The sequence below is a fragment of the Exiguobacterium sp. LL15 genome (genome assembly GCF_024436095.1).
GTDB lineage: Bacteria > Bacillota > Bacilli > Exiguobacteriales > Exiguobacteriaceae > Exiguobacterium_A > Exiguobacterium_A indicum.
In genome coordinates this window covers 1202342-1225627 of sequence record NZ_JANFNX010000001.1, presented here as the reverse complement: position 1 = coordinate 1225627, position 23286 = coordinate 1202342, and the positions used below count along the sequence as shown (strand labels likewise).

Annotated in this window: 31 protein-coding genes; 12 read left to right on the top strand and 19 right to left on the bottom strand. The window is 47.3% G+C overall.

From position 1 onward, the window contains the following. Positions 1-73: 73 nt before the first annotated feature. Positions 74-418: a DUF2200 domain-containing protein gene (locus NOM72_RS06150; RefSeq protein ID WP_050678012.1), complete on the top strand. Its 345-nt coding sequence runs from the start codon at positions 74-76 to the stop codon at positions 416-418. Between the two features lie 258 nt (positions 419-676). Next, positions 677-886, top strand: coding sequence for a hypothetical protein (locus tag NOM72_RS06145; protein WP_255998219.1), 210 nt, complete (start codon positions 677-679; stop codon positions 884-886). A gap of 57 nt (positions 887-943) precedes the next feature. Here NOM72_RS06145 and NOM72_RS06140 read toward each other — a convergent pair whose 3' ends face one another. The 4 genes from NOM72_RS06140 to NOM72_RS06125 form a co-directional block, all read right to left on the bottom strand. Further along, entirely contained in the window at positions 944-1486 is a 543-nt protein-coding gene (locus NOM72_RS06140; protein WP_035397188.1) for an NADPH-dependent FMN reductase, read from the bottom strand. A 54-nt stretch (positions 1487-1540) separates the two neighbouring features. Continuing rightward, positions 1541-2524 (bottom strand): ring-cleaving dioxygenase, encoded by a 984-nt coding sequence (locus NOM72_RS06135; protein WP_035397186.1) that lies wholly within the window; start codon positions 2522-2524, stop codon positions 1541-1543. 59 nt (positions 2525-2583) lie between these two features. Further along, entirely contained in the window at positions 2584-3018 is a 435-nt protein-coding gene (locus tag NOM72_RS06130) for a MarR family winged helix-turn-helix transcriptional regulator (protein ID WP_255998216.1), read from the bottom strand. A 194-nt stretch (positions 3019-3212) separates the two neighbouring features. Then, positions 3213-3893: an NAD(P)H-dependent oxidoreductase gene (locus NOM72_RS06125; protein ID WP_255998214.1), complete on the bottom strand. Its 681-nt coding sequence runs from the start codon at positions 3891-3893 to the stop codon at positions 3213-3215. 119 nt (positions 3894-4012) lie between these two features. Between NOM72_RS06125 and NOM72_RS06120 the strand changes: the two genes are divergently transcribed. Next, entirely contained in the window at positions 4013-4384 is a 372-nt protein-coding gene (locus NOM72_RS06120) for a winged helix-turn-helix transcriptional regulator (RefSeq protein ID WP_035397181.1), read from the top strand. After that, on the top strand, positions 4381-4839 hold the full coding sequence (locus NOM72_RS06115) for a VOC family protein (protein WP_255998212.1): 459 nt from the start codon (positions 4381-4383) through the stop codon (positions 4837-4839). The genes NOM72_RS06120 and NOM72_RS06115 overlap by 4 nt, the downstream gene beginning before the upstream one ends. Here the strand turns inward: NOM72_RS06115 and NOM72_RS06110 are convergent. Genes NOM72_RS06110 through NOM72_RS06100 form a run of 3 tightly spaced genes read right to left on the bottom strand, consistent with a single transcriptional unit; the run spans position 4832 to position 6670 of the window. Further along, complete coding sequence (locus tag NOM72_RS06110; protein ID WP_255998209.1) at positions 4832-5464, bottom strand: Type 1 glutamine amidotransferase-like domain-containing protein; 633 nt, start codon at positions 5462-5464, stop codon at positions 4832-4834. The two genes, NOM72_RS06115 and NOM72_RS06110, sit on opposite strands and share 8 nt — an antisense overlap. Before the next feature lie 25 nt (positions 5465-5489). Further along, positions 5490-6248: an aminoglycoside phosphotransferase family protein gene (locus tag NOM72_RS06105; protein ID WP_255998207.1), complete on the bottom strand. Its 759-nt coding sequence runs from the start codon at positions 6246-6248 to the stop codon at positions 5490-5492. After that, on the bottom strand, positions 6245-6670 hold the full coding sequence (locus NOM72_RS06100; protein ID WP_023468425.1) for an Lrp/AsnC family transcriptional regulator: 426 nt from the start codon (positions 6668-6670) through the stop codon (positions 6245-6247). The genes NOM72_RS06105 and NOM72_RS06100 overlap by 4 nt, the downstream gene beginning before the upstream one ends. A 136-nt stretch (positions 6671-6806) precedes the next feature. On the opposite strand from NOM72_RS06100, the gene NOM72_RS06095 reads away from it, so the two are divergent. Further along, positions 6807-6965 (top strand): DUF1272 domain-containing protein, encoded by a 159-nt coding sequence (locus NOM72_RS06095; RefSeq protein WP_023468426.1) that lies wholly within the window; start codon positions 6807-6809, stop codon positions 6963-6965. A 35-nt stretch (positions 6966-7000) separates the two neighbouring features. Here NOM72_RS06095 and NOM72_RS06090 read toward each other — a convergent pair whose 3' ends face one another. After that, on the bottom strand, positions 7001-7465 hold the full coding sequence (locus NOM72_RS06090; RefSeq protein ID WP_047394648.1) for a DUF4188 domain-containing protein: 465 nt from the start codon (positions 7463-7465) through the stop codon (positions 7001-7003). 1 nt (position 7466) lies between these two features. After that, positions 7467-8003 (bottom strand): PadR family transcriptional regulator, encoded by a 537-nt coding sequence (locus tag NOM72_RS06085; protein WP_055968286.1) that lies wholly within the window; start codon positions 8001-8003, stop codon positions 7467-7469. Between the two features lie 148 nt (positions 8004-8151). Between NOM72_RS06085 and NOM72_RS06080 the strand changes: the two genes are divergently transcribed. Next, positions 8152-8424, top strand: coding sequence for a hypothetical protein (locus NOM72_RS06080; protein ID WP_023468429.1), 273 nt, complete (start codon positions 8152-8154; stop codon positions 8422-8424). Between the two features lie 5 nt (positions 8425-8429). Here the strand turns inward: NOM72_RS06080 and NOM72_RS06075 are convergent, their stop codons facing one another. After that, positions 8430-8987: a histidine phosphatase family protein gene (locus NOM72_RS06075; protein WP_255998203.1), complete on the bottom strand. Its 558-nt coding sequence runs from the start codon at positions 8985-8987 to the stop codon at positions 8430-8432. Continuing rightward, positions 8984-9646: a Type 1 glutamine amidotransferase-like domain-containing protein gene (locus NOM72_RS06070; RefSeq protein WP_255998201.1), complete on the bottom strand. Its 663-nt coding sequence runs from the start codon at positions 9644-9646 to the stop codon at positions 8984-8986. Before NOM72_RS06070 ends, NOM72_RS06075 begins: the two co-directional genes overlap by 4 nt. 162 nt (positions 9647-9808) lie before the next feature. Here NOM72_RS06070 and NOM72_RS06065 point away from each other — a divergent pair, with 162 nt between their 5' ends. Both NOM72_RS06065 and NOM72_RS06060 read left to right on the top strand, forming a co-directional pair. Further along, on the top strand, positions 9809-10516 hold the full coding sequence (locus NOM72_RS06065) for a hypothetical protein (RefSeq protein ID WP_255998199.1): 708 nt from the start codon (positions 9809-9811) through the stop codon (positions 10514-10516). A gap of 10 nt (positions 10517-10526) precedes the next feature. After that, entirely contained in the window at positions 10527-11231 is a 705-nt protein-coding gene (locus NOM72_RS06060) for an AAA family ATPase (protein WP_035397160.1), read from the top strand. Positions 11232-11310: 79 nt separating this feature from the next. Here NOM72_RS06060 and NOM72_RS06055 read toward each other — a convergent pair whose 3' ends face one another. From NOM72_RS06055 to NOM72_RS06045, 3 genes are all read right to left on the bottom strand, one after another. Then, on the bottom strand, positions 11311-11724 hold the full coding sequence (locus NOM72_RS06055; protein WP_035397158.1) for an SRPBCC family protein: 414 nt from the start codon (positions 11722-11724) through the stop codon (positions 11311-11313). 103 nt (positions 11725-11827) lie between these two features. Continuing rightward, positions 11828-12046, bottom strand: coding sequence for a hypothetical protein (locus NOM72_RS06050; protein ID WP_023468435.1), 219 nt, complete (start codon positions 12044-12046; stop codon positions 11828-11830). 2 nt (positions 12047-12048) lie between these two features. After that, positions 12049-13329, bottom strand: coding sequence for a right-handed parallel beta-helix repeat-containing protein (locus tag NOM72_RS06045; protein ID WP_255998196.1), 1281 nt, complete (start codon positions 13327-13329; stop codon positions 12049-12051). A gap of 117 nt (positions 13330-13446) precedes the next feature. Between NOM72_RS06045 and NOM72_RS06040 the strand changes: the two genes are divergently transcribed. After that, positions 13447-14025: a hypothetical protein gene (locus NOM72_RS06040; protein ID WP_255998194.1), complete on the top strand. Its 579-nt coding sequence runs from the start codon at positions 13447-13449 to the stop codon at positions 14023-14025. Between the two features lie 36 nt (positions 14026-14061). On the opposite strand, the gene NOM72_RS06035 is transcribed toward NOM72_RS06040, so the two are convergent. Beyond that, entirely contained in the window at positions 14062-14676 is a 615-nt protein-coding gene (locus NOM72_RS06035) for a histidine phosphatase family protein (protein WP_055968296.1), read from the bottom strand. Positions 14677-14820: 144 nt separating this feature from the next. Between NOM72_RS06035 and NOM72_RS06030 the strand changes: the two genes are divergently transcribed. Further along, positions 14821-15696, top strand: a complete 876-nt coding sequence (locus NOM72_RS06030; RefSeq protein WP_023468439.1) for an alpha/beta hydrolase — start codon at positions 14821-14823, stop codon at positions 15694-15696. A gap of 274 nt (positions 15697-15970) precedes the next feature. Here the strand turns inward: NOM72_RS06030 and NOM72_RS06025 are convergent, their stop codons facing one another. Genes NOM72_RS06025 through NOM72_RS06015 form a run of 3 tightly spaced genes read right to left on the bottom strand, consistent with a single transcriptional unit; the run spans position 15971 to position 18184 of the window. Further along, positions 15971-16618: a hypothetical protein gene (locus NOM72_RS06025; protein ID WP_255998192.1), complete on the bottom strand. Its 648-nt coding sequence runs from the start codon at positions 16616-16618 to the stop codon at positions 15971-15973. 59 nt (positions 16619-16677) lie between these two features. Next, positions 16678-17208, bottom strand: a complete 531-nt coding sequence (locus NOM72_RS06020; protein WP_255998189.1) for a nucleotidyltransferase family protein — start codon at positions 17206-17208, stop codon at positions 16678-16680. Further along, on the bottom strand, positions 17201-18184 hold the full coding sequence (locus NOM72_RS06015; protein WP_023468442.1) for a quinone oxidoreductase family protein: 984 nt from the start codon (positions 18182-18184) through the stop codon (positions 17201-17203). The genes NOM72_RS06020 and NOM72_RS06015 overlap by 8 nt, the downstream gene beginning before the upstream one ends. Positions 18185-18350: 166 nt before the next feature. Here NOM72_RS06015 and NOM72_RS06010 point away from each other — a divergent pair, with 166 nt between their 5' ends. Beyond that, a complete protein-coding gene (locus tag NOM72_RS06010) occupies positions 18351-18938 on the top strand; it encodes a hypothetical protein (RefSeq protein WP_255998187.1) in 588 nt (195 codons plus the stop codon). A gap of 70 nt (positions 18939-19008) precedes the next feature. After that, positions 19009-22242 carry an FtsX-like permease family protein gene (locus NOM72_RS06005; RefSeq protein ID WP_255998186.1) on the top strand — a complete coding sequence of 1078 codons (3234 nt, stop codon included), beginning with the start codon at positions 19009-19011 and terminating at the stop codon, positions 22240-22242. A gap of 53 nt (positions 22243-22295) precedes the next feature. Here the strand turns inward: NOM72_RS06005 and NOM72_RS06000 are convergent, their stop codons facing one another. After that, positions 22296-23219, bottom strand: coding sequence for a DMT family transporter (locus tag NOM72_RS06000; protein ID WP_255998185.1), 924 nt, complete (start codon positions 23217-23219; stop codon positions 22296-22298). Between the last annotated feature and the right edge of the window lie 67 nt (positions 23220-23286).

Here is a 23286-nt window from a genome sequence, read left to right as displayed (position 1 = left end):
CCAAACCGACTTGAAATCCGTGACACAAGACCTTTTCCCATATGTTACCATGACATGAAAGGAGGCGATTCAGATGAGTTACGAAAAAGTATTTCAAATGCCGATGCAGCAGCTGTATCAGGTATACCGTCAAAAAGTCGAGCGCAAGCAACGGACGCAAGACGAGCTTGATGACGTGCTGTTCTGGTTGACCGGACACACGCAATCAACTCTTGAACAAGCCATACAAACCCAAACTGTCGCAGCCTTTTTCGAGCACGCACCCGACCTGAACGAACGCCGATTTTTAGTCACTGGCGTCATCTGCGGGATTCGTGTGGAAAATCTAACGGATCCGCACATTCGTAACATCCGGATTCTCGACAAACTCGTCGATGAGTTGGCGAAAGGAAAAGCGTTAGCTAAAATCTTACGATAAGGAGGAATGCTGATGTCTACTTTACTCAGTACACTGGCGATCCTCGTCATGGTGACCAGTGTGACCTATTTCATCGTCTATAAAGTCAAATGAAATAAAGGAACCCATCGTTCACCCGTCTATCGACTTGCTTTTAGTGGTCTGTTGGTCGGCTTGATGGTCAGTTATTTTTTGTTTACGTGAGTCGTGATTTTTAGTTTTTGATTTAAACAATAAAATCATTAATACAGTATTTGAAATAATGAAGGAGGTATACGATTGAAGATTCGAAAATGGATCCTTCCACTTTTATTGCTCACCTGTCTCGCATCACCGAATGCTGCGACGTCGTATGTAAAATGGACGGTCGCTCCAACGGGTCACTATCTCGAACGTCTTCAAGCGGCTGACATTCCTTATAAAGTCCGCCAACACACGCTTTACATTCAAGAAAAGGATCTGCGCCGCGTCACGTCGTGTTGTACGTAACAACCATCCAAAAACCCCTCATTTCGAGATGAAATGAGGGGTTTTTATAGTAACTAATTAGCGGATTGTTTTTAACGCCGTTGCCCACGGAATGACTTGATCGAGCATTTGGTTGACCGATGTTTCTTGAACGGCTGCCGCTTTTAAGACCGATCCGTTCTCGAAATCCGTGAACAAGGATAACGCCGGATGCACCCGGACATCGGCAATCAATAATTCACCGAGGATACCGCGCAGGTGTTCTGCTGCCCGCGCTCCACCGACGGAACCGTAAGAGACGATCCCTGCCGCTTTATTGTTCCATTCGACTCGTAAATAATCGAGCGCATTCTTGAGTGACGCTGCGATTGAGTGGTTGTATTCCTGGACGATGAAGATGAATCCGTCTTGTGCCGCGACATCCTTCGACCAATCAGCAGCACCAGACGCATCCCCGTCCTTTTCACCTAGGAGCGGTAATTTGTAGTCGGCGATATCAAGAATCGTATAGTTCGCATCCCCCCGTTGATCCGCGAGTTGTTTGACCCAGTTCCCGACTTGTGGGCTGAGGCGTCCTTCACGTGTGGATCCTAAGATGATACCAATGTTTAATTTCTCCATTTTCATTTCCTCCTCTTGTTTAGATGCGGTTAGTTACGTTATCGTAATGTTCTCTTATAGGTATTCTTTTTCGATCTTGCGCGTACTCCGGACCGTATCGATCGGACGGACCATTTGTTCGATCTGTGCCCGTTGTGGCTCGAGGAACGGTGGTAACGACAATTTCTCCCCGACCGTTTCGTATGGCTCATCCCCCATGAAACCAGGACCATCCGTTGCCCACTCGAACAAGACACCGCGCGCAACACGAGCATAAAGTGACTCGAAGAAGAAGCGATCGACGTAACCGGACGTGTTGAAGCGTAGCTGTTGCATCCGCTCGATCCATTCCTGTAAGGCAGCCGTATCTTCAACACGGAAGGCGACGTGGTGCACCGTTCCGAATCCTTGACGTCCGCTTGGTAGAACGACGTTATGCTCAACGATGACTTGGGCACCGTTTCCGCCCTCGCCCATTTCGAACAAGTGCAGGGAACCAGCTTGATCGACTTCGCGCATCAACATCGCTTGTTCGAGTACCGCTTTTAAATTGTCGAACTCCGCGATCCGGATGTGAATTGGACCGAGTCCCGTGATCGCGAACTCGAGGGGTACCGGACCGTTTTGCCACGGTGTGCCGGAAGCGACACCTTGATTATGCTCGTCAGAGATCAACATGTATTGTTGCTCATCGAAATCGACGAACGAGAGCGTCTGCTTACCGAATTGTTCTTTGATACCACGGTGCTTGACGTCGTATTTGTCAAAGCGTTTAATCCAGTATTCGAGTGCAGCATCCGTTGGGACACGGAACGCCGTCTTGAAGATTTCATTCGTTCCGTGTGACCCTTTTTGAATACCAGGGAAATCAAAGAACGTCATATCCGTGCCGGCAGATCCTTTATCATCGGCGAAAAATAAGTGATACGTCTGGATGTCATCCTGATTGACGGTCTTCTTGACCAATCGCATTCCTAGGACGTTCGTAAAGAAGTCATAGTTTTTCTCGGCACTGCTCGTAATCGCTGTCACGTGGTGGATTCCTTTTAATTCATTCATGAAAAATCGCTCCTTTAATGGTTATTATCTCGAATTCGAGATATCAGCCTAAAAAATTTTTATTGTTTTTTTGCTTGATAGCCGATCGTTTTGGCTGTCTCGATGAATGCTTCGAGTTCTGACGGGGCTATTCCTTGAAATACTTGATTGATTGCTTGCTCGTGCTTTGGAAAAATAGCTTTCATCAGTTGGTGTCCTTCAGAGGTCAGTTCCGCAAATGTCACACGCCGATCCTCTGGACATGCTTTTCGGACAACGTAATTTTTCTTTTCAAGCTTATCGATGACATAGGTGATGCTACTGCTCGTGATCAAGACTTTTTTCCCAATCAATTGAATCGGTTGCCTGCCTCTGTGAAACAGCAACTCAAGAACCGAAAAATCCGTCGGGTTCAACCCCCATTGCGCAACATCCTTCTTGATGACTTCATGTAACGCATCAACTGCGCGCACCATGATCGTCAATGCTTTCAAGTTCGGATTCGGTGGAGTCATTTCGTTCACCTCTTTTGTATCTTTAATTCATATATCTTTAATTCGAGACAAATATACCATCCTGATTTTTATTCGTCAACTGTTTTGAATCATATTTATGTGGACTTGATGCGTAACAAACTAAAAAAACTGAGCCGAAGAAAAATTTCGGCTCAGATGCGATGAATCACATGGTTTTTAAATTAGCTTGAATGTTAGACCCAATCAACGAGATCAGCGATGGCTTGACGCGTTTGCGGATGCGCCGGTGCTTCATTTCGATAACCGAACGCAACCATGACGGCGACATTCAGATTATCCGTCAGGTGTCCTTCATCACGTAACAGCTGTTCGACGGCTTTTTGGTCGAATCCTTCCATCGGGCACGAATCAATCCCGATCTGTGAGGCACTGGTCATCATGTTGCCGAGCGCAATATATGTTTGTTTTGCCGCCCAATCCCGCATGGCGCGCTTGGATGACACAAGATCGAAGTCGGCTTCCTGGAACTGCCGATAAAATGAATGACGACCTTTCTGTGCTTCATGCGTTAATCCGATCACATCTTGCATCATATGGTTGATGTAAGGCGCGTCAAAATGCATGTCCTGTTCATTTCGAGCCAAGAGGATGACGAAATGGCTCGCTGTCTCGAGTTGTCCGGCAGCGCCCCACGCAAACGGTGCAAGCCGCGCACGAAACGACTCATCCTGAATGACGAGAAAACGCCACGGTTCGTAGCCAAACGATGATGGAGAAAGACGTCCCGTTTCGAGGATGAAAGCAAAATCATCTTCCGGAATCTGTTTGTCCGCAAATCGTTTTGTCGCGTGACGGAAGGCGAATGCCTCGAGAATCTGTTGTTTTCGTAAATCGGTAGTCGTTTTAGTTAACATGTTCTAGCCTCATTTCGTATGATAGTGACATCTGAAGTGTATGCCGCTTCCTAGCAAGCGACAAGTACGCACTTTGAAGTGACATACTATCAATCATGTAACTAAAGGAGACGATCTATATGCCAATCGAAGACAGTTGTGTGTTTCTAAATACCTATTCTTGTGCGACGGCAGCGACGGTCGAAGTGATCGGTGGAAAATGGAAAGCCATCTTACTCTATCAACTACTTGACGGTCCGCTTCGCTTTTCAGAACTGTTGAAGACCTCTGAATCCATCAGTCCGCGTATCTTGACCTTACAATTACGAGAACTCGAGCACGATGGACTGATCCATCGCGTGACATACGCAGAAGTACCGCCTCGTGTCGAGTATTCGCTTACCCCGCTCGGTGAGACACTTCGTCCGCTCGTCCTGATGATGAAACAATGGGCGACCGATCATATGTCAAGCGTGCTCGAGCATCGTGCTGCAGGAGAACTCGTTCGATGACGTTCTCACTATATGAAGCGCATCTACCGGTATCAGATTTACATCGATCGATTGAATTTTACGAATCACTCGGATTAACCTTTGATCATACCATTGACGATCGAATCGCATTTTTATGGATTGAACCCGGAAAAAGTTGGCTTGGACTTTGGCTTAGTGAGCATGCGAACACACCGTATCATCCTTCCATCCGACACATCGCTTTAACTGTCGATATCGACTTTTTACGAAATGCTCCGAATTGGTTGCGCGAGCGTCAAATCGAACCACGCGCTGCATTTGGATTTGGACCAGATGAGCCCTTCGTGATGACACATACGGATTACGCCCATGCCAAATTGCATTTCAATGATCCGGATGGAAATAGTCTAGAATTCATCTGTCACTTACCGAATCCGAAACGACTATCGAAGAAGATGACACTCCTAGAGTTCGAGACGCTAACGTTCACTTAATGTAACGTCCATACAACGCGTGTCCTTCGCCTAATCGATAGTGATCGGTCCCAGAAAGAATATACGCCGTATCGTCAGGTAATCCGATCGCGTGATTCATTTGAGACAGGTGTTCCTGAAAACGGGTTGCCCGTTTTTCCTGGTTCAAGTGTGGACAGAGACAACCACTCAGCCAACCTTGCCCCGTATCCAGGTAATAGTCCGTTCCGTCCTCGCTCGTACGGATTCCGTATTCCATCGCATAGATCGCTCCAGCGCTGACACCGACGTACCACGTTCCACGCTTAACGGCTTGTTCAAGCAATAGATCCATACCTTTTAGAGCAAGCGTCTGAACGAGTAACGGGTAATTGCCACCGCCGACATAAAGAATGTCGGCACACTCTATTAATCGTCGTTGCGTCGCCATGGATTGTTCGTCGTCAAACAGCGTGACGACCGAGACGATCGCTCCAAGTGCTTCATATGTATCTCGAAATTGGTATTGGTATAACGATTCATCTCGACTTGCCGTCGGCAGGAAGACGATATGTGGCGCGTGTTTCGTCAGTTGAACGATATGCCGATTGATGAATTGATGAGACGGAGCAACCAGTTGACCGCCTCCGATTAGCATGAGGTTCATCTTTTTTCTCCTCTGTAGCGACTTTTTAGAAAAAGGTATATAGACCATGTTCATAATAATCAAATTCTCGTGTAGTCAATCGCTCGAAACGGTATCCTTCATAAAAGGCATCGAGGGCTCGCGGATCATCGATGATTGGACTAATCGCAAGAGCGATGTCATACCGCCGATCGCCCGGTCTCATTGCCCCGACATCAATGAACGACAGCGTTCCGTCCGTCGCGACCAACAGATTGTCTGTCGTACAGTCGCCATGAATCCAACTGGCAGTTATCGGCTCCGGACAGGAGGACTTTAATCGTTTCAGTAAATCTATCGTACCGGACGTCCAAGCAGATGCGACATAACGTTCTGCCGTCATAAGTCGTTCCGTTAACCACTCCTGTGACGTTCCCCCTGTCATGCGTTGATGAAACTGGAAAAGATACATTCCGAACGTTTGCCACAGCTGAATCCGTTGCTCGCTTGTCGCCTGTCTTAAGGCTGTCGTCAACGTCATCCCGTCTCGCCACTGCATCAAGAGATGGCTTTGCTGTTCCGTCTTAAAAAAACCAACGTACTCAGGTAGGAACCCTGGTTCTCGATGTATCCATTCGTCTAAGACGATTGCTTCTTCTGCGAGCCATTCTTGGTATCTCACTTTCGTAGCAGTCTTTAGTAAGTAACTCCCTTTCTTTGCTTCAATCCGATACACAATCGAAGTTCCCCCTTGCTCACAAAGCTTTTCGACGTGCTCGATATCTCCCGTCAGTTGTTCAATCCGTACACGTGTCACTTCCGTCATACCGTATATCCCGTGAACGGCACTGGCGTCGACAGTCGAATCCAGGTCGACGGTTTGCCGTAGACCGATGCGTCATCGAGGAAACGCTCCAGTGTTGTAACGGACGCGGTTTGCAACTTGACCATGAAATTATAGCTACCGGTCAAGCGGTGACACTCGACGACTTCTGGATGTCCTTTACAAAATTCAATCAAACCTGCGCAACGTGTCTCTTCGAACATGACGATCGCGAGTAACCCTTGCGCGAGTGCTTCTGGATTAATGACAGCACGGAACCCTTCGATGATTCCCGCGTCCTCCATTTTTCGGACCCGTTCGATGACGGCAGGTGCCGATAATCCGATCTGACGTCCGAGTTCCGACCATGGAATGCGGGCATCGTCTTGCAGAATCCGGACAATCTGTTGATCAATTTGGTCCATTTTTCATCTTCCCTTCGAATTAAAACCACTTTCTTCAAATTAACATGGAATCAAAGGGAAATATAGCCTTTTTCTATGTTCTCCTACTGTGCTCATCAAAATGCTTTTCTTATACTAGTAACAGGAGGTGATACTTATGGAACCAACCTGTGTCCGGTGCCAAGAAACGATTGAAACGACGGTCTATCAGTGCTCGCACGCTTGTACATTTTGCGAACCGTGTACGAAAACGCTCGATCATATTTGCCAAAACTGCGGGGAGATGCTCGAACCCGTCACACCATTCGCGACTTAAAAAGACGGATGCCTCGGCACCCGTCTTTTGTCTATTTAGATCGTCTCTTGTGATTGCCGCTCGGCTAAGCGCCCTTTTGCTTGTTCTTGATGCGGCTTGATCGCCGACTCCCCGAGTGCTTTCGCTAGACCTCGGGTTGGAAGATTGACATACATCGACTCATAATTGCTGACTTCGAACGTCTCATGGAAGATTCCGACCGCTTCTGATGTCCGTGCCTTCTGATTGAATCGTTTCCACGCCGTCAAATGACGGGAACCATGGGCATATGCCATCAATTCTTCCGTCGAACGCCAATACTGAATCAACGTCACGGAACGCCAACCGACAAGTGATTCATGCGAAATCAAACCGACATCGTTTGCATAACACTCTTGTAGCATCGGTCCCATCGCCTGGACCGTCGGCAACCATTGCCGGACGGAACGCAGACGATTGATCCGTAAACCGATGATGAACACGACGACGTCTTTGTTCGGAGTCGCAATGATCCGTTTCATGTCAATTTCCTCCTTCAAGGGTCTCAAGGGAAGCGTCACACCAATCGAGTAACGCACGTGTCTTCCGAATGCCATAATCAAGCGTCAATAACCAATAGACGGCATCATTCGAGTCCGGATAAGAACGAATCATCGCATCGATCGCTTGATACGTCTCAAGCCGTTCTTCGAGCAATCGAGCGTGCTCCTGAATTTTCTGCAAGGTGACCTCTTTTGAAGCATGTCGAGCGAAGTACAACTTCAACAACAGGTCGTTCCGTTGCACCGGCAGTTCGACGGACGGTTCAGCGACCCACCGTGCGAGCTCCGCATGCCCGTTTTCCGTCAGGGCGAATTGTTTCCGTTCCCCATCCGTGACCTCTTCAACGATCAACCCTTCCGCTTCTAACCGTTTCAGCGTTGGATAGACTTGTCCGAAGCTGATTTTCCAAAAGTGATTCAAGCTCGTATCGATCGTGTGTTTCATCTCATAACCAGACGTACATCCGCTTGCAAGAAGTCCGAGAATCGCATAACGGGTCATGTTTTCTTTTGGCATCGGTCCCTCCTATATCTAAAAGATACTATCTTTTAGATATAGTTCCCGTTCATTCAAATGCCAAACAGGAAATTTACTGGATGAAGCAGGAATTCTCGTTTTAAATTCGAATTCTTGTTTACATACTTAATTAAAAAGGAGTTCACATATGACATACGCTAAAGCTTCTCTCTTCTTTAGTTTGCTCGGTCTGCTCATCGCCTCTATGATTTTCCCACCGCTCAACTGGTCGTTCGGACCGAACTCGATGCTTACGATACCAATCGGACTTGTCATTTATCTGTTTGGAATCGGACTTGGGATCGTCGCCATCAAACGACGCGAATTGGGAATCCTCAAATACGTCAGTCTCGCCTGTGCCGTTCCGCTTGGTGTGTTATTACTGCTCTTTCTCGGTTTCATCTTCAGCGGACAGATTTAATCATTTTACAATAGTTGTTCATGAGACGTTTTCCCGCCTGCATCGAATGTCAGCTGATGGATTGCTGGACTCCCCATCGCGCCCAGCCATTCATTTGCCGGTCGTCCAGTGTAGTGTTCGAGCACTAACGCCAACACGAGACCATGCGTCGCGACGACCACTCGGTGGTGCGGGTGGGTTTTACGTAGCTGATCGATGACTGTTAGAGCACGATTACGTGCTATTTGATTCGACTCTCCACCTTTTTGCGCGTAATCGTCATTTTGGAATGATCGCTTCAACAGTTCTTCTAGCCGTTCAGGCGATAAACGTTCGTCTGTTTCCTGAAAACGCCGTTCCTGAAACGCTGCCTCGTAGATCGGCAAACCTCGTTGCTCAGCAAGTGGGCGAACGGAGTCCATCGCTCGTTGCATCGGACTCGAATAGATGGCGTCAATCGGTATCATTTCAAAGAACGCCACGAGTTCCTGTGCTTGTTCCTGACCTGCATCTGTTAATCCTCGCCCTCGATCACTACCTGTTTTGATTGATTCGCAATGGCGAATGAAATAGATCGTCCTCATCGCAACTGGACCCACGTTCCTTCAGAAATCACGTCTACGTTCGAACCGATGACACGGATCGCTGTCGCGTCATCGATTGCGTACGCCGGATTCGTTAATGTCTCAGCCCAAGACTTGGCAGCTTGTAAACGATTGTCTGGTAACTGCGGATGATCGAGATGCGGGAAGATTGAAAAATCAACGAGACCTAATGTTGCGTCCGATTGTTCCGGCGTCTTTTTCCACCCAACGAAATCTGTTCCGATTCGTGGCGTAAGCACCATGCTACCGGCGCTCATCCCGACATAAACACCGGTCAGTTGCGGTAATAGTCGATCGAAGCCCGATTCGACGAACCAGTGATGTAGAAAGAGTGGATCACCACCATTAACGAGAATGACATCCGCTTGTTCGACCGCTGGTTGCCAAATAGTTGGATCAATTACCGAGACCGCTGATAATTCCAACAGACCGACTGACTTCCATCCTAAATCGACCATCGGTGCCTCATCTTTTCCTTGAATGAAGTTGACAGCGAGGTCCGTTCCTCTGCCTAATGCATAGGAAGCTGTCGTGATCGCGATGGCATGGCATTCTTCAATCGGTTTTCCAAGCATCTCACGTAACGCTTTATGAATCGATGGATTTTGTATCCCACCGGACGTTAATAAATAGTCCATCATCGTACCTCCTGTCCTTTGCTTCAATTTACAATATTTGTGCGTTTCTGGTATTCTTACTTTTATTAACAACTTACTTCATCAGGAACTTTTCTCCATTTTCTTTCGTATCAAAACATACAGGCTCATATTTTGACCAATTTTTGTGAACGGGAGGCACATATGTATTCGATTCCTAGCTACTTTACACTCTACTTAAGAATCATGCTGACGGATAAGATTCCGGTCTTTTGGTCGTTGATTTTCCCGTTGATTCTCGCCTTTGTCTTCGGGTCACGCCTCGACTTCACCGAGAACAGTTTCCTCTCATTCCTCGCGCTCTTTTGGGGCTATATCTTGCTCTCGATTTACGTGAATGGCATCGGTCTCCAACTTGCCCGGATGCGGGAGCATGGTTTGATGAAGACGTATATCATGATTTCCGGTAGTAAGATTGGTTGTATTCTCGCACTCGTACTCGTTCAGCTCGTGTTTGCAGCCGTTAGTTTGTCGGTCTTTACGACGATCCTGATGCTTGTATTCGGCTTCTTCTCACCTTTGACGTTGTTACTCGCTTATCTCGTCTTGTTGCTCAGCATCTCGCTTGCTTTTGCAAGTATCGCCTTGACGATGCTTCCAGCAAAGATTTCGAGTATGTCGACATTAATCAACATCGTCATGTATCCCCTGTTCTTGTTTGCGAATAGCCAACCGGATCGTTGGTACAGTTACTTGAATCCTTTTTATGTCATGAAAACACTCGGTCTCGCCGTCTCTGAGCACGTTACGGGAGCATCGTTACTTATCTTGACCGTCGTACTCGTCGTTTATCTGTTACTTGGTCTATTCTCTGTCAAACGCTTTAATCTCATGTCATTACTGACCCGATAGGAGGATTCAGATGCACGTTCAACACGTACGCTTCAACTATCCGAAATCACCTGATCTGTTACACGATATATCTTTTTCGCTTGTTCCCGGGAAACTGAACGTCTTGATCGGGATGAACGGTGCCGGGAAAACGACACTGTTTGATTGCATGACTGGTGCCTTACCGATCACGTCCGGAGAACTGAACTTACCTGATATCTCGGACATACTCTATTTGACGCAATTCATCTATTACTCGGACGAACTAAAGGGTAAGGATGTCGCCGTCTTCGTCGGTCGGCTCGCTCGTTTGAAAGCATATCGCAAGCAAGAGACGTATACGCGTCATCTGAAACAGCCACGAGAGCTCGATTTATTCGCTCATCTGTGGGAGATGAAAATCGGTAAGATGTCCGCTGGCGAAAAGAAATGGTTGTTCGTCACCTTGTTGACGACAGTACCACGTTCACTCTACATCTTTGATGAGCCAACGAGCGGGGTCGACCCGGCAACACGGCTTCATATCATGCGACGCTTCGAGCAGATGACAGCAAACGGTCAAACGTGCCTCTTCTCGACCCATCAATTACACGATCTATTGCATACCGATGCCCATGTCATCTTTCTCCATCAAGGTCGTATTTTGTACGAAGGTGACTTCAAGGATTGGTTGAACCGATTCGAGACGACGGATCCGGACGTCGCGTTCGTTCAAATGTTGGAATTAGCAGGTTAATGGATTCTAAAAAAACCGTTCGGGATACTCGTATTTCCTAAGTGGAACACAAGTATCCTGAACGGTTTTTATTGCATGTTTATTTTTTCGACTCCGCATACGCCTTGAACCGATCAAGGATCGCCTGCCAACCCGCTTGTTGCATCTCAGGCGGGTTCATCGTTTCGGCATCAAATGATTCAACGACTTCGGTTTGTTCCCCGTTCCGAGAAAAGTCGATCGTCACCTGACGACCATCCTCAAGGACATACGCAATGCGCTCATAAGGAACGATCGCCTCATATGTACCCGTGAAATCAAAACCCATGCTACCGTCTTTTGCTTCCATTCGATTCGTGAATTGACCACCGACCGTCAAATCATTCGTTGACGCTGTCGTATGCCAATCGTCAGACGCTGCGTTCCAGCGTTTGATGTCTTCCGGTGCGTTCCAAATCTCCCACACGGTCTCGACCGGACGGTCAATCACGGCTTGAATCGTTAGTTTCGTCATCTTTCTTCCTCCTTACTAATTGAAGTTCCCTCCCTATTTCGAGGACGACTAAATGAATTCCTTGTTATTTTCGATTAATTCAAGTGTTAATTTAATTCAAGTGTTAATTTGAACGCTTTGTTTTCCATACCATGAACAATAGAATCGCCGGAACGAGACAGATGATCGCATCGGTAACGGTCGGCAGGCGTAACGCCGGACTGGTTAAAAACCGAACGCCTTCCACTGTCCAGATCGTTAGCATACAGGCGGTCAACGCTGCAAGCCGCCAGCGTCTCGGAATCCGGATCCAGTAAGCGAGGAGTCGTTCCGATAACTTCATTCTCATTCCACCTTTCGGACCGCTTTCAAGAAGCTTTGTTCCGTTTTATAGGAGGCGTCGCGCCACATGAAACGTTTCGTATGCTTGAACGTATTTTTTTCAAACTGGTTGCCAGAACTCGTTTTGAAGTAGTGGGCGACACTTAACGAACCGTCGAATGTGTTCCCGATGATTTTGTTGTCATGGACATCATGCTGGACGAGCAATTGACCACCCTCGAGCCTTTTCGTATCATTCCCGATCAGCTGATTTTGCTCGATCCAGACGCGTTTTGTACCACCTCGCTTCGTATCATACCCACCGATTGAAATCCCGGTGTAAACATTTTGCCGTACATCATTCTGGCGGACGATGACATCTTCTGCGTACCGTCCGGCATGTTCACTCGTCACCTCAATTCCGATATCACTCGCTTCGACGAGATTCTTCTCGATCGTCAAATTTTTTCCACCATCGACATAGATACCGGCTGCGCTGTATTCCTTCCCGTAAGCAGGATTGCCGTAGCTTGACGTCCGGTAAACACGATTTTCTGACACGACGCCCTCACGGACGTAATCGTCTTTCTTCGATCGAGCAATCCCTTCATGTCCAATCAAATCAATGCCGATGTTGTCGTTATCCCGTACGACGTTCTTCGTCACGTGGAAATGTTTGACGTTTCCGTTTAAGACGAGGGCTTCGCTGAAACCAAGACGATTTTGCTCGACTCGGTTACCGGTGATCGACAGGTGACGAATCGCTCCCGTTCCGTAGACAGCGATGCCGTGTGCATTCCCGTCCCTCGCGAGCGTCTTGATGTCGCGAACCGTATTATCCTTCAACGTGATGTGGGATCCTGATCCTGTGACCAAAATGCCGATCGGTGTCGCGTCCGTTCGTTTCGACTGAACGGCTTCGATCGTCAGTCCTTGGATTGTCACATATTTTCGATTTTTTACCTGAACGATCGGTAAAGTTGCATCCCGATCTTTAATGTTTTTCCCATTTAAGACGACTCGTTCTTGTTTATAATTCCGAAAGACGATTGGATGTTGTTTCGTTCCACTTTGTCTGACGTTCAGCGTCTCGTGATACGTTCCCTTTCGCAAGTAAACCGTCGTACCGGCAGTCGCTTTTTGTGTCGCTTGCCGGATTGTTTTAAACGGCTGTTTCAACGTACCGGTATTTTTATCACTGCCGTTCGGTGCGACGTATAACGATTTTGCCGTCGATTCGGCCTCTTCACCCGTCGAGGCACAACCGACGAGCAGGACGGTTGCTAATAACCATTTGCCTTTCATGATTTCCTCCTTTATTTAGCGAGAACATTGTTGGTATAATCTAGGTATCATTTCTAATTTTTTGAATATTTTAATTTTATCCCGATTCACTATGACTATGGAAAAGAGGAACACGTCATGAAATATGCGCTCTTATTCACCCTTCCCTTCTTGCTTGCTGGTTGCACAACGGAAGCAACCGTCCTTCCAAAAGAAACCGTCAAGATCAAGAAGTCTTCCTTTTCGATCACACCTTCTACCGCGAAGGACGAGTCGCAGCAACAGCAGACATTTTTCTTAACTGGTACACTCGATCGCCCCCTCCAGCTCAAAGCGATTCAATTTGACGATACAGAACCACCAGAGGTGCTGATCGACAAATCGATTCCTGCCGGTACATATGATCGCACGCCGTTCCAGTTGACGTATGATTTGAACCTACTCAACGATTCGCATACCTTCACCTATTCGCTTGATGCGAAGAATGGTATTCCTGAGACGAAAACGGCCTATACCTTACCTCAAAACGTCCAGACTGACAGCGGTCAATTCAATGATCAAAAACAGACGAATGCTTCGTTCTATCCCTTACTCCTCAAACGCTATACGACAGGAGAATCGATCATCGGTCGCTCAATCGACACGATATCCTCTCCTCACCTAAAGGTCAGAAAACAAGAAGGCGCGATTTTGATCTATTTGGCGAAATCACGATAAGGAGAACGGCGGACCGAGAAAAAGTCCGCCGTTTTTTTAGTCCGCTATGACATGCGACATGTCAGCTTCTAATCGAATCACGGCTTCCCCATCCCTGTATTCGACGATCGTCAAACTCGTTCCATGAATGAACGGCGGATCCCATAAGGTCGCGAACGGCTTACGTTGAAGATATGTCAGCAAGATGTTAAGGAAGATGCCGTGGGTGACGATTAAGATGTTTTCGTCTTCTTCATGGTCTGCCAGTCGTTCCAAAAACGATAGAATGCGCTCCCGGACCGCGTCAAAGGATTCTCCACTCTCCGGTATGTACGTATGCGGCGTTTGCCAAAATGCAGCATGAGCAAGCGGGTGCGCGACTTCAATTTCCGCCGCCGTCCGCCCTTCCCAGGCCCCCATGTGCATTTCACGCAATCGATCGTCGATGGTGACCGGAATCGCTGGATCGAGATCCATCATTCGAACTGTTTCTCGGACGCGACCAATCGGGCTGATATAGAGGTGATCCAGATGAATTTCACGTAAGCGGTGACCAAGGTCCCGCGCATTTTGTCTGCCCTTTGCTGTCAGAGGAGAGTCTTCCCAGCCTTGCATTCGTTTTTCTAAGTTCCATTCCGTCTCGCCATGACGCGTAATGTAAAGTGTTGGCATCTGTTCCATCCTTTCGATTTCTAATTTCTTTCAAAAGTGTATCAAACTCTGGCTGCTTTTTCCTACGACTAGAGAAAACGAATCCAGAAGAGCAATTCACCAATCCGTTCGGTATGATGAAGATAGACCTAAAGGAGGAATTCGATGAATCGCCAAGAGATGATTGACCTTGCCAAACAAATCCGCTCAGATGAGGAACGTCCTCAAGTCACACCTCCGCATCCACCGCAAGCGACCACGACTACGCTACACGTGCCGACTTCAGTCGGAGATGTTCGAGTGTTGCGTCACTCACCGATTGATGCAGTAGAACCATTACCTGGATTCATCAGTTTCCATGGTGGTGGTTTCATCACCGGAACGCCAGAGATGGATGAACCATGGAATCTGTTTCTCGCTGAGACCGCCAACTGTCATGTTCTCAATATTGAGTATCCGTTAGCGCCGGAACATCCATTTCCTGTTCCGGTCCACGTCGCCTATGAAGTCGTTCAGTGGATTTTCCAACATGCTGATACGCTACGCCTCGATTCTTCACGCATCGCAATAGGAGGGCATAGTGCCGGTGGCAATCTCGCGACTGCCGTATCGTTATGGAACGCTGATCAGACAGATCCTGTGCCGCTCATCGCTCAAATTCTAGACTACCCTCCGCTTGATCTCGCGACGGATCCCGCGGATAAACCATTCTTTGAGGAGGCGATCCCCGCTGAACAGGCACGGCAGTTCAATGCGATGTACATCGCTCGTGCGGAAGACGCGTATCATCACCTCGCTTCGCCACTCTATGCGGCTCAACTCGATGCGTTACCACAGACTCTCGTCCTGACAGCGGAGCACGACTCGCTGGCGCAGGAGGCACGACAGTATGCGAATCGCCTTCAGGCGGCAGGTGTCGTTGTTGAGCACCAGGAATTCGCTGGTCAAGCTCATGCCTTTACACACCACGGTGACTTAGACGTGGCGTTTCAGGCTTGGCACCGTATCGCGGATTACCTCAAGTCCGTCTATCGTTCGTAAGTATAAGAGGCTGACTCAAAAATCCGTTTCCATAAAGGTAAGGGTGGCAGAATGATGATCTGCCACCCTTACCTCGTAACAAAAAGAATGACGCGTTTCACGCAACTCCTACAGGAAAATACGCCTCTTTGCGCTGTCAGAGACAAATAAGATCTGCTTTCTTGCTTGAATAAGGCAGAAAAGCTCCTTGTGTCTCGCCTGAGGGAAGGGCGTGAACAGACGCGTCGTTCTTTTTTGGGGTCAGCCTCTTTGTCTATTCAGTCTGCTTAATTGTTTACACAGTGAGAAGCGAGTCAATCGGACTTTCTAGTGATCGCTGAATCAACCGCATGGTTGTCTCTTCCGGTCGATCACTGACGATCCACATCACGTCTGTTCCGTTTTGGTAGGCAAGATTGAGCTGTTTCCCTTGCTTTTGAACGTGTACCTTCAATCCGTTGATGGTACGTACCCGTTTTCCAAATCGTGCCGGAATCTGCTCACTTTTCAGTCGTGTCTCCATTACCGTATAATGACGATTCGTTACAAGTTTCGTCGTCATTTTTTTCTTGTTTCCTTCCCACGCTAGACTCCCATCGATTGACTCGCCTTTCGTGGGTTGATCTCGAATGAGATCCATCGAACTGCTTAACATCCAATTCGACTTCTTTTCATAAATCATCAGCGAATCGTATCGTCCATCGATTACGCTTGCTAGCAGTAAATTATAGTCACCGAATCGCGCGTCCACTCGGAAATCATCTTGCTTTAACGTATAGGTGGACTTGTCACTCAAATCAAATTTAAACTGATGTTCGGCCGTCTCTACAGCAGTCGGATAAGAGCCACTGTCGAACAAACTCGTACCATCAACTTGAATCTTTTCTTTCACCTCGACATTCTTTTCCGGTGCGCACCCGCTGAGAAAAAGGAGTCCTAACATGAAAAGAGTGATCTATTTTTTAGGTTTGATTCGTTTTATCGTTTAAGCTCCCTCTTGTTTCATGTATATATATGAAGACCTGAGTCGTCTTGCCATCCTTTTTCAATTACCCGTCGCTGAAAAATCGAATGACGCGCGGTACCGATTTGAAAAGGTGGCGTCGGTCGAATGATGCGATCAGCGAAATCGTTCGCACCATAAGGAAGATACAATTCGAAGTCTGGTCGTTTCGTCACTCCGATCGACGTGACGGTCTCGGGGAACTGTAAAATCGCATCCTTCGCGGACTTATATGGTGGTAATCCATTGATCAAATGCATGCGCGCTTGATTTTTAACGGACCACGGTATATCCGACAAGCGTCTTAGCTGCCCTTCATGACGCTTTTCCGTTACCTCCGAAAGATCGATAGGATCGAAATAAACGATATCGATATCCGGTCGTTCATATCGATTCTCCTCCCATACGATAGAGCGGACATATCCCGCGCACATCCACCAATCAGGTAATTCTAATGTTGCCACTAGCGTTAACATCTCTTGTAACTCAAGATCGTCTCGTAGTCGTTGATTAATCTCTTCTTCACTCAATCTCGTCTCCTCCGATTCGTAGGACGATTTTTCCTTGATACTGTCGAGATTCCATCAACCGATGCGCTTTTTGCACTTCCTCTAATGGGAACTCATGAATCATTGGCATCTTCAATTTATTTTCTTCAAACAACGTCAAGACATAGGACGCAGCAGTTCGAATACGTTCTGGATCCAGTTGACGTGTCGTGCCAAGACTAAATCCACGAATCGTCCGGCAACTCGCATGAACGTCTGTCGTCGAGAGTTCACCCGCTTCTCCACTACTATTACCGAATTGTACGAGTGTTCCGTAATACGCGAGACAGTCAAGACTTTTTCGTGTCACGTAACCCGCGACAGAGTCAAAGATAACATCTGCTCCCTTATCGACCGTCAATTCCTTCACTTTTTCAGAAAAATCATTATATGTAAAGACATTCTGAATACCAAGTGCATGAACATAAGGTATTTTATCAGCATGTCCAACAGTAGCAATCAATCGTGTCATTCCTTTTAATCGCGCCAATTGAATCAACATCGATCCGACACCTCCAGCGGCACTGTGGATGACGATTGTATCCTTCAGTTTCACTTGTGCGATCTGCGTCAACAATATCTCGCTTAAAATCGAAGTCAACATTCCTGCAGCAGCATCACGTAATGAAATCGTTTCAGGTAAACTGTAAACTAACCGTTCGTCGGCACGGACTACTTCCTTATATGATCCATCTAATACAAATGCCATGACTCGATCCCCTACTTTGATCGCGGAAGATGGATCCGCATCGACGACGATACCTGACACATCTACTCCGAGAACAAATGGAAAGGTTCCAGTCGCCTTGCCACCACGTCGTTGTTTGATATCCGTGAAATTGACTCCGGTCCATACCGCACGAATTAAGACTTCTCCAGATTGTCGAATCGGCATCACGACATCATCCATCTGTAGCACGTTTACATCACCGTATTGTTTTTGAATGACTGCTCTCATAATTCTTCCCCTTTCACTTCACTAAGGTTATTTTACCTTATTTTATCAATCGGGTAACCGTTTCCTTATTTTTACACTATTTTCTCCATTTAGCTTGTTTCCATTCCTTGTAAATAGTATATTTTATATAAATATTCTGACTATTCTATCGAAAAGGAGTGTTTTTATGCCACAAGCTCGTAAAACGATTCCTCTACTGATTACTTCTCTTGCCCTGATTGGTGGTGGAGGCTGGTATTGGTCATCCCATCAGGAGAAACCTATCAATGTCTCATCACAAACAAAATTAGCTGGTGTAAACGAGACGCAGGAGAATCGCATCTTAAACATTGACGAATTGATGAAACAGGGACTCGTCAAGACCTACCCGGGAGATCCTAAACTAAAAGCGAAGACATTCCGTGCCGAGGCACTTCTTTCCTCTCCTCCAAAAGAATTAAACCTGAAAGATAAACCAGGTTATCGTTATGTCACGATTCCGCTCGTCATGCATGACACGTCCGATAATTTCGGAGCTTACAGTGTCTATAAACCAAACTTATTCGTTCTCAATGATGGCAAAGGACACGAGTACGACGTCGTCGATTACGTCAATCATAATCCGAAGGCGTGGAAGAACAGTCATCAATATTATTCTCCACATCGCGCTCAAATCGATTTAGTCTATCAAGTACCAGAAGAAGCGAAGACGTTCGTCTTATTCGCTGCTTCCGATGCATTCCCGAAAACGCATACGATTAAAATCGAACTGTGATCCATTGCGCTTGCATGAATGTGCAAGCGTTTTTTACATAAGAATACGATGAGAAAGGATGTATGGTATCATGCTACGTTTCATCTGGAATTCGTGGTGGCGCAACAAGGAACGATTCATTTTATTACTCGTCGGTGTTCTCGTCGTCAGTACCGGTTTGAGTTATTTGATCGGGACGACACAAGCAAATAACGGAACAGTCGTCGACGAACTGCAAAAACGTTGGAAGTCTTCCTACGATATCGTCGTGCGTCCCCCAAATAGCCGAAGCGTGACGGAAGACCTCAAACTACTCGAACCGAACTATATGAGTAGTCTAGATGGTGGAATCACGATGAAGCAATATAAGACGATCCAAGATATCTCGGACGTCGAAGTCGCAGCTCCGATTGCGATGATTGGAAACCACTCTACAAATGCACCTGTTGGTACGCATCGGTTTGACGATTACGGTGTCTATAAGTTGACGATCACCGATAAACAGAATACCGGCTTGAACGTCGAAAAGTACTCTACCGTTAATTATCTCGCTGCCGGATGGACACCAGATGAAAATGCAACACGTTCCGGCGTCTCACCTGCTGTTCTGGGTGAAGATCCGTTATTAGAATTCGGAAGTGCGACGATGGTTGCCGGAATTGATCCCGAAGCAGAAGCCCGCTTGATCGGACTAGATAACGCGACGATCAGCGGAAAACATAGTCGCTACTTTGACAAACAAGACAAAGCAAACGTCGTCGATCCTGAACTCGGAACGGTTGAGATGCCTATTTTGATGAGCGAACGGGAATATGTCGATGCGTCACGGACGTATACGTATGAGAAAATAGACCTCCCGCTTATTAATGACTCGATACAAGAGACGATTCAAGATGTTACGAAGCGTGGTGGTGCAAAGTTTCTAAATACGCTACAGACGACTGACGATCCTGCAAAGACGTATTCAGTCACAACGCAGGACGTTCAAAAAACACTGCTAAAACAGATCATGACGGACTCGTTTCCTGAGCTGCCGTCAGGAAATTCCGAATGGCTGATCCTAAAGCCGTCACCGATTAGTTATCAGTCTATCTCTAGCCCCTTTGCGTCGCGCTGGCCGTTCAGTTACCAAGTTGAACCGAAGAAAGTCGATCCGGATTCGTTACTTGCGAAACGGACGATGTACCGGGAAGCACGCATGTTTGGGAAGACGAGTGATGATTGGCCAAGAGTTCGCTTAAACTACATCGGAGTCTTCAATCCGAAGAAATTGAATATATCGAAGGATCCCTTGACGGAACTACCGATGGAAACGTATTTCCCTGCAAAGGCGCAATGGGTCATGGATAAAAATGATCGTCCGGTTAACCCCGTCAAGGATGTCAAACCGACGAATGATCCGTATGACTTCCTGACGAAACCCCCTTCGATGTTGACGACGCTTGATGCCGCCTTCAAGATTCGCGGCGAAAAAGCAATCTCTGTCATTCGCGTCAATGTCAAAGGCGTCGATCAGATGAATGCAGCGAGTGAGCAAAAGCTCCAAGACGTCGCGAACGAAATTGAGGAGAAGACTGGTCTGATCACGGACATCACACTTGGTTCCTCTCCGCAGCTCGCTTTGACGTACTTACCAGGACTTGAAAAACAATCGGCCCTCGGTTGGGTCCAACAACCGTGGATCAAACTCGGTTCTTCAATGACGATTTTCCAAGAGGCGAAGGTCGGTATGTCTGGCGTCATCGCTAGCGTCATCGCGGTTGCGCTCGTCTATGTCTTTAGTTCAAATATCATTCTACTCTATGCACGCAAAAAGGAATTCGCGATTCTATTGTCTCTCGGCTGGCGTCCGCGTCAACTCTCGAAGTTGCTGTTCCTTGAAGCGACGCTACTCGGATCTCTCGTAGCGTTAATCGCTTGGTCGATTCTCGGTACGTTTTGGTTAACGACTGATCATCCGATCGCTTTAGGACGAATTCTGTTAATCGGTCTTGCTGGTCTACTCATTTACTGGGGTGGGACGCTCGTTCCGATGGCATTGATTCGTAGAATCAAACCATATGAGAGCATGCGATCCGGTGAAGTCTCACGTTCGCGACGATTCGTTCGGTCACAATCGATTCTTGGTATGAGCATGAACCAACTCTTTACGTACTGGCAACGAACAATCCTTTCGATTATCGCCATCGCCTTGCCGACGAGTCTGTTCATCTTCTTCCTCTTCGTGACATTCCGCTTAAAAGGGGTGCTCTATGCGACGTGGCTTGGTGAATATGTCGCCTTAGAAGTCGGCACGATGCATTATGTCGCGATGGGTGTTGCCCTATTGATCGCCATCTTGACGACGACGGAAATTCTTTGGCAAAACGTCAATGAACGTCGCAGTCAACTCGCTGTCTTAAAAGCGACAGGGTGGCAAGACGGGTTGATTCGACGCCTCGTCTTATTAGAAGGTTTGCTGACAGGGTTACTAGCTGGAATCGTCGGACTTCTCTTTGCGCTAGTGATGATTTGGCAAGTATACCGCCAATTCCCGACGACGGAACTCGGTTTCTTGTCTGCAACGATTCTAATTCCACTGTTGACAGGGATCATCGGTGCAATTTTACCAGCACAGCGCGCTGTCCGTATCGTTCCGAATGCTGCAATCAGCAGCGTCAATGCTAACTCAAAAGAAACCGAACGACGCTTTAAACTTGCTCTCTCATCTATCGGAGCCGTGTTATTCGTCGGTGTCCTTTCCCTCTTCCTGTTTGCAACGAATGAACAACCTGCCAAACAGACGTCTGTTGCGAAAGCTCCAAAAGTCATCACGACGGGAAGCAAAATTTCCGATGGTCTTACGGGTGCAAAGCGACAGCTCGAGACGACGAAAAAAGAATCATCCGGTGTCATCGAAGAGACGATGGCAAAAGGAACGATTAAGACGTTCCCAGGAGATCCGGCTGTTAAAGATACAAGTTTCTGGATCGGAAAATTGTTGAAGCAACCGCCTGCTTCCCTGAAACTAAAAGAGAAAGAGGGGTATCAGTACATCACGGTTCCGACGTTTTATCAAGATCTCTACTATCGAGATGCTGGGGAAGAAAGTTACTATTTCCCGAATCGTTTCCAAGTGACGGGAGTCAGTGGTGTCTATGAACCGATTGATTATGAAAACAAAAACGAAAAAACATGGAAACAGGGTATGAAGTATGTTGCACCGGGTCGGTCACATGTGAACCTTGTCTATCAAGTACCTGCAGATGAGACAGAATTCGTCATGTTCGTCTCAGGGGATATTTTCGCAAAGACGATTTCCGTTAAAATTGATTTAAAGAAATGACCGAAGACAGCTCGTTCTCAACGTATGCCACCATACGTTCGAACGAGCTGTTTTTAAATGCGTATCAACACAATACCGCTAAGCATGACAAGCAGACTGACGATCTGCACACCTGTGACCGGTTGTTTCTTTGCACCGAACCAGCCGAAACGGTCAATCAATAGGCTGCCGGTCAGAAGACCGATCGTGACGATGACGACAGCGAGTCCTGTACCAACGAGCGGAACGATGAAGGCATTACCGGCAACGAACAACGCACCGATCAATCCCCCGATCCAAATCCAAGCAGGTAAGGGTTGCGAACGATCGATGTGCCATTTCGTTCGGAGGATCAGATTCAGTAATAACAAGGTGATCGTACCGATGACGAATGAAATCAAGGCACCTTTGACGGCTGACCCGAGAACACTACCGAGATGACCATTGATCGCTGTCTGGGCAGCACTCATCATACCGGTTAGAATTCCGAGCAGACGCCAGATAAACAATGAGTTTTCTGATGATGTCATCTGTTGCTTGCGCCGTCGTGCGAAATAGTCACCAAGCGCGACCGTTCCAACGACACCGAGTAACACAAGCACTGCGCCAATGACTCGTGTCAGTGAGAGTGAGGTGAAAGTTGACTCAAACAATCCGAAATGATCGATCAACAGTCCCATGATGACCTGACCGAAAATGGGCATGATGACCGTTTGTACGCCTCCGAGTCGCGGAAACAGCAGGATGTTCCCAGTCAAATAGATGACGCCAAGCAGTCCCCCACCCCAAATCCAGAACGGTTCATCGGCAGTAGCCATAAGACCTGTGAGATTCCCATCGACGACCAACACCAGAATCAGTAAGAAGAGTGAGCCGATCGAAAAGGAAATCAGCGAAGCGAGGAACGGCGAACCGACGACACCCCGCAGCCGTGTATTGACACTCGTTTGAACTGGTACGAGCAGACCGATGATGAATCCAATGATGATAGCAAGCATACGAGGACCTCCTTCTTCATGTGCCCCTTCATCATACGGCAGTCGAACACGCTGAAGCGACCGGAAT

Excerpts from the sequence above, each read along its gene's own strand:
- NOM72_RS06085 (WP_055968286.1), bottom strand. The coding sequence starts at position 8,003 with ATGCCAAAAGAAAACATGACCCGTTATGCGATTCTCGGACTTCTTGCA.
- NOM72_RS06015 (WP_023468442.1), bottom strand. The coding sequence starts at position 18,184 with ATGAGAGCAGTCATTCAAAAACAATACGGTGATGTAAACGTGCTACAG.
- NOM72_RS06130 (WP_255998216.1), bottom strand. The coding sequence starts at position 3,018 with ATGACTCCACCGAATCCGAACTTGAAAGCATTGACGATCATGGTGCGC.
- NOM72_RS06055 (WP_035397158.1), bottom strand. The coding sequence starts at position 11,724 with ATGACGAAACTAACGATTCAAGCCGTGATTGACCGTCCGGTCGAGACC.
- NOM72_RS06140 (WP_035397188.1), bottom strand. The coding sequence starts at position 1,486 with ATGGAGAAATTAAACATTGGTATCATCTTAGGATCCACACGTGAAGGA.
- NOM72_RS06125 (WP_255998214.1), bottom strand. The coding sequence starts at position 3,893 with ATGTTAACTAAAACGACTACCGATTTACGAAAACAACAGATTCTCGAG.
- NOM72_RS06025 (WP_255998192.1), bottom strand. The coding sequence starts at position 16,618 with ATGTTAGGACTCCTTTTTCTCAGCGGGTGCGCACCGGAAAAGAATGTC.
- NOM72_RS06095 (WP_023468426.1), top strand. The coding sequence starts at position 6,807 with ATGGAACCAACCTGTGTCCGGTGCCAAGAAACGATTGAAACGACGGTC.
- NOM72_RS06060 (WP_035397160.1), top strand. The coding sequence starts at position 10,527 with ATGCACGTTCAACACGTACGCTTCAACTATCCGAAATCACCTGATCTG.
- NOM72_RS06075 (WP_255998203.1), bottom strand. The coding sequence starts at position 8,987 with ATGAGGACGATCTATTTCATTCGCCATTGCGAATCAATCAAAACAGGT.
- NOM72_RS06100 (WP_023468425.1), bottom strand. The coding sequence starts at position 6,670 with ATGGACCAAATTGATCAACAGATTGTCCGGATTCTGCAAGACGATGCC.
- NOM72_RS06065 (WP_255998199.1), top strand. The coding sequence starts at position 9,809 with ATGTATTCGATTCCTAGCTACTTTACACTCTACTTAAGAATCATGCTG.
- NOM72_RS06035 (WP_055968296.1), bottom strand. The coding sequence starts at position 14,676 with ATGCCAACACTTTACATTACGCGTCATGGCGAGACGGAATGGAACTTA.
- NOM72_RS06010 (WP_255998187.1), top strand. The coding sequence starts at position 18,351 with ATGCCACAAGCTCGTAAAACGATTCCTCTACTGATTACTTCTCTTGCC.
- NOM72_RS06150 (WP_050678012.1), top strand. The coding sequence starts at position 74 with ATGAGTTACGAAAAAGTATTTCAAATGCCGATGCAGCAGCTGTATCAG.
- NOM72_RS06050 (WP_023468435.1), bottom strand. The coding sequence starts at position 12,046 with ATGAAGTTATCGGAACGACTCCTCGCTTACTGGATCCGGATTCCGAGA.
- NOM72_RS06005 (WP_255998186.1), top strand. The coding sequence starts at position 19,009 with ATGCTACGTTTCATCTGGAATTCGTGGTGGCGCAACAAGGAACGATTC.
- NOM72_RS06080 (WP_023468429.1), top strand. The coding sequence starts at position 8,152 with ATGACATACGCTAAAGCTTCTCTCTTCTTTAGTTTGCTCGGTCTGCTC.
- NOM72_RS06090 (WP_047394648.1), bottom strand. The coding sequence starts at position 7,465 with ATGAAACGGATCATTGCGACTCCGAACAAAGACGTCGTCGTGTTCATC.
- NOM72_RS06135 (WP_035397186.1), bottom strand. The coding sequence starts at position 2,524 with ATGAATGAATTAAAAGGAATCCACCACGTGACAGCGATTACGAGCAGT.
- NOM72_RS06070 (WP_255998201.1), bottom strand. The coding sequence starts at position 9,646 with ATGGACTATTTATTAACGTCCGGTGGGATACAAAATCCATCGATTCAT.
- NOM72_RS06120 (WP_035397181.1), top strand. The coding sequence starts at position 4,013 with ATGCCAATCGAAGACAGTTGTGTGTTTCTAAATACCTATTCTTGTGCG.
- NOM72_RS06000 (WP_255998185.1), bottom strand. The coding sequence starts at position 23,219 with ATGCTTGCTATCATCATTGGATTCATCATCGGTCTGCTCGTACCAGTT.
- NOM72_RS06030 (WP_023468439.1), top strand. The coding sequence starts at position 14,821 with ATGAATCGCCAAGAGATGATTGACCTTGCCAAACAAATCCGCTCAGAT.
- NOM72_RS06110 (WP_255998209.1), bottom strand. The coding sequence starts at position 5,464 with ATGAACCTCATGCTAATCGGAGGCGGTCAACTGGTTGCTCCGTCTCAT.
- NOM72_RS06115 (WP_255998212.1), top strand. The coding sequence starts at position 4,381 with ATGACGTTCTCACTATATGAAGCGCATCTACCGGTATCAGATTTACAT.
- NOM72_RS06045 (WP_255998196.1), bottom strand. The coding sequence starts at position 13,329 with ATGAAAGGCAAATGGTTATTAGCAACCGTCCTGCTCGTCGGTTGTGCC.
- NOM72_RS06105 (WP_255998207.1), bottom strand. The coding sequence starts at position 6,248 with ATGACGGAAGTGACACGTGTACGGATTGAACAACTGACGGGAGATATC.
- NOM72_RS06040 (WP_255998194.1), top strand. The coding sequence starts at position 13,447 with ATGAAATATGCGCTCTTATTCACCCTTCCCTTCTTGCTTGCTGGTTGC.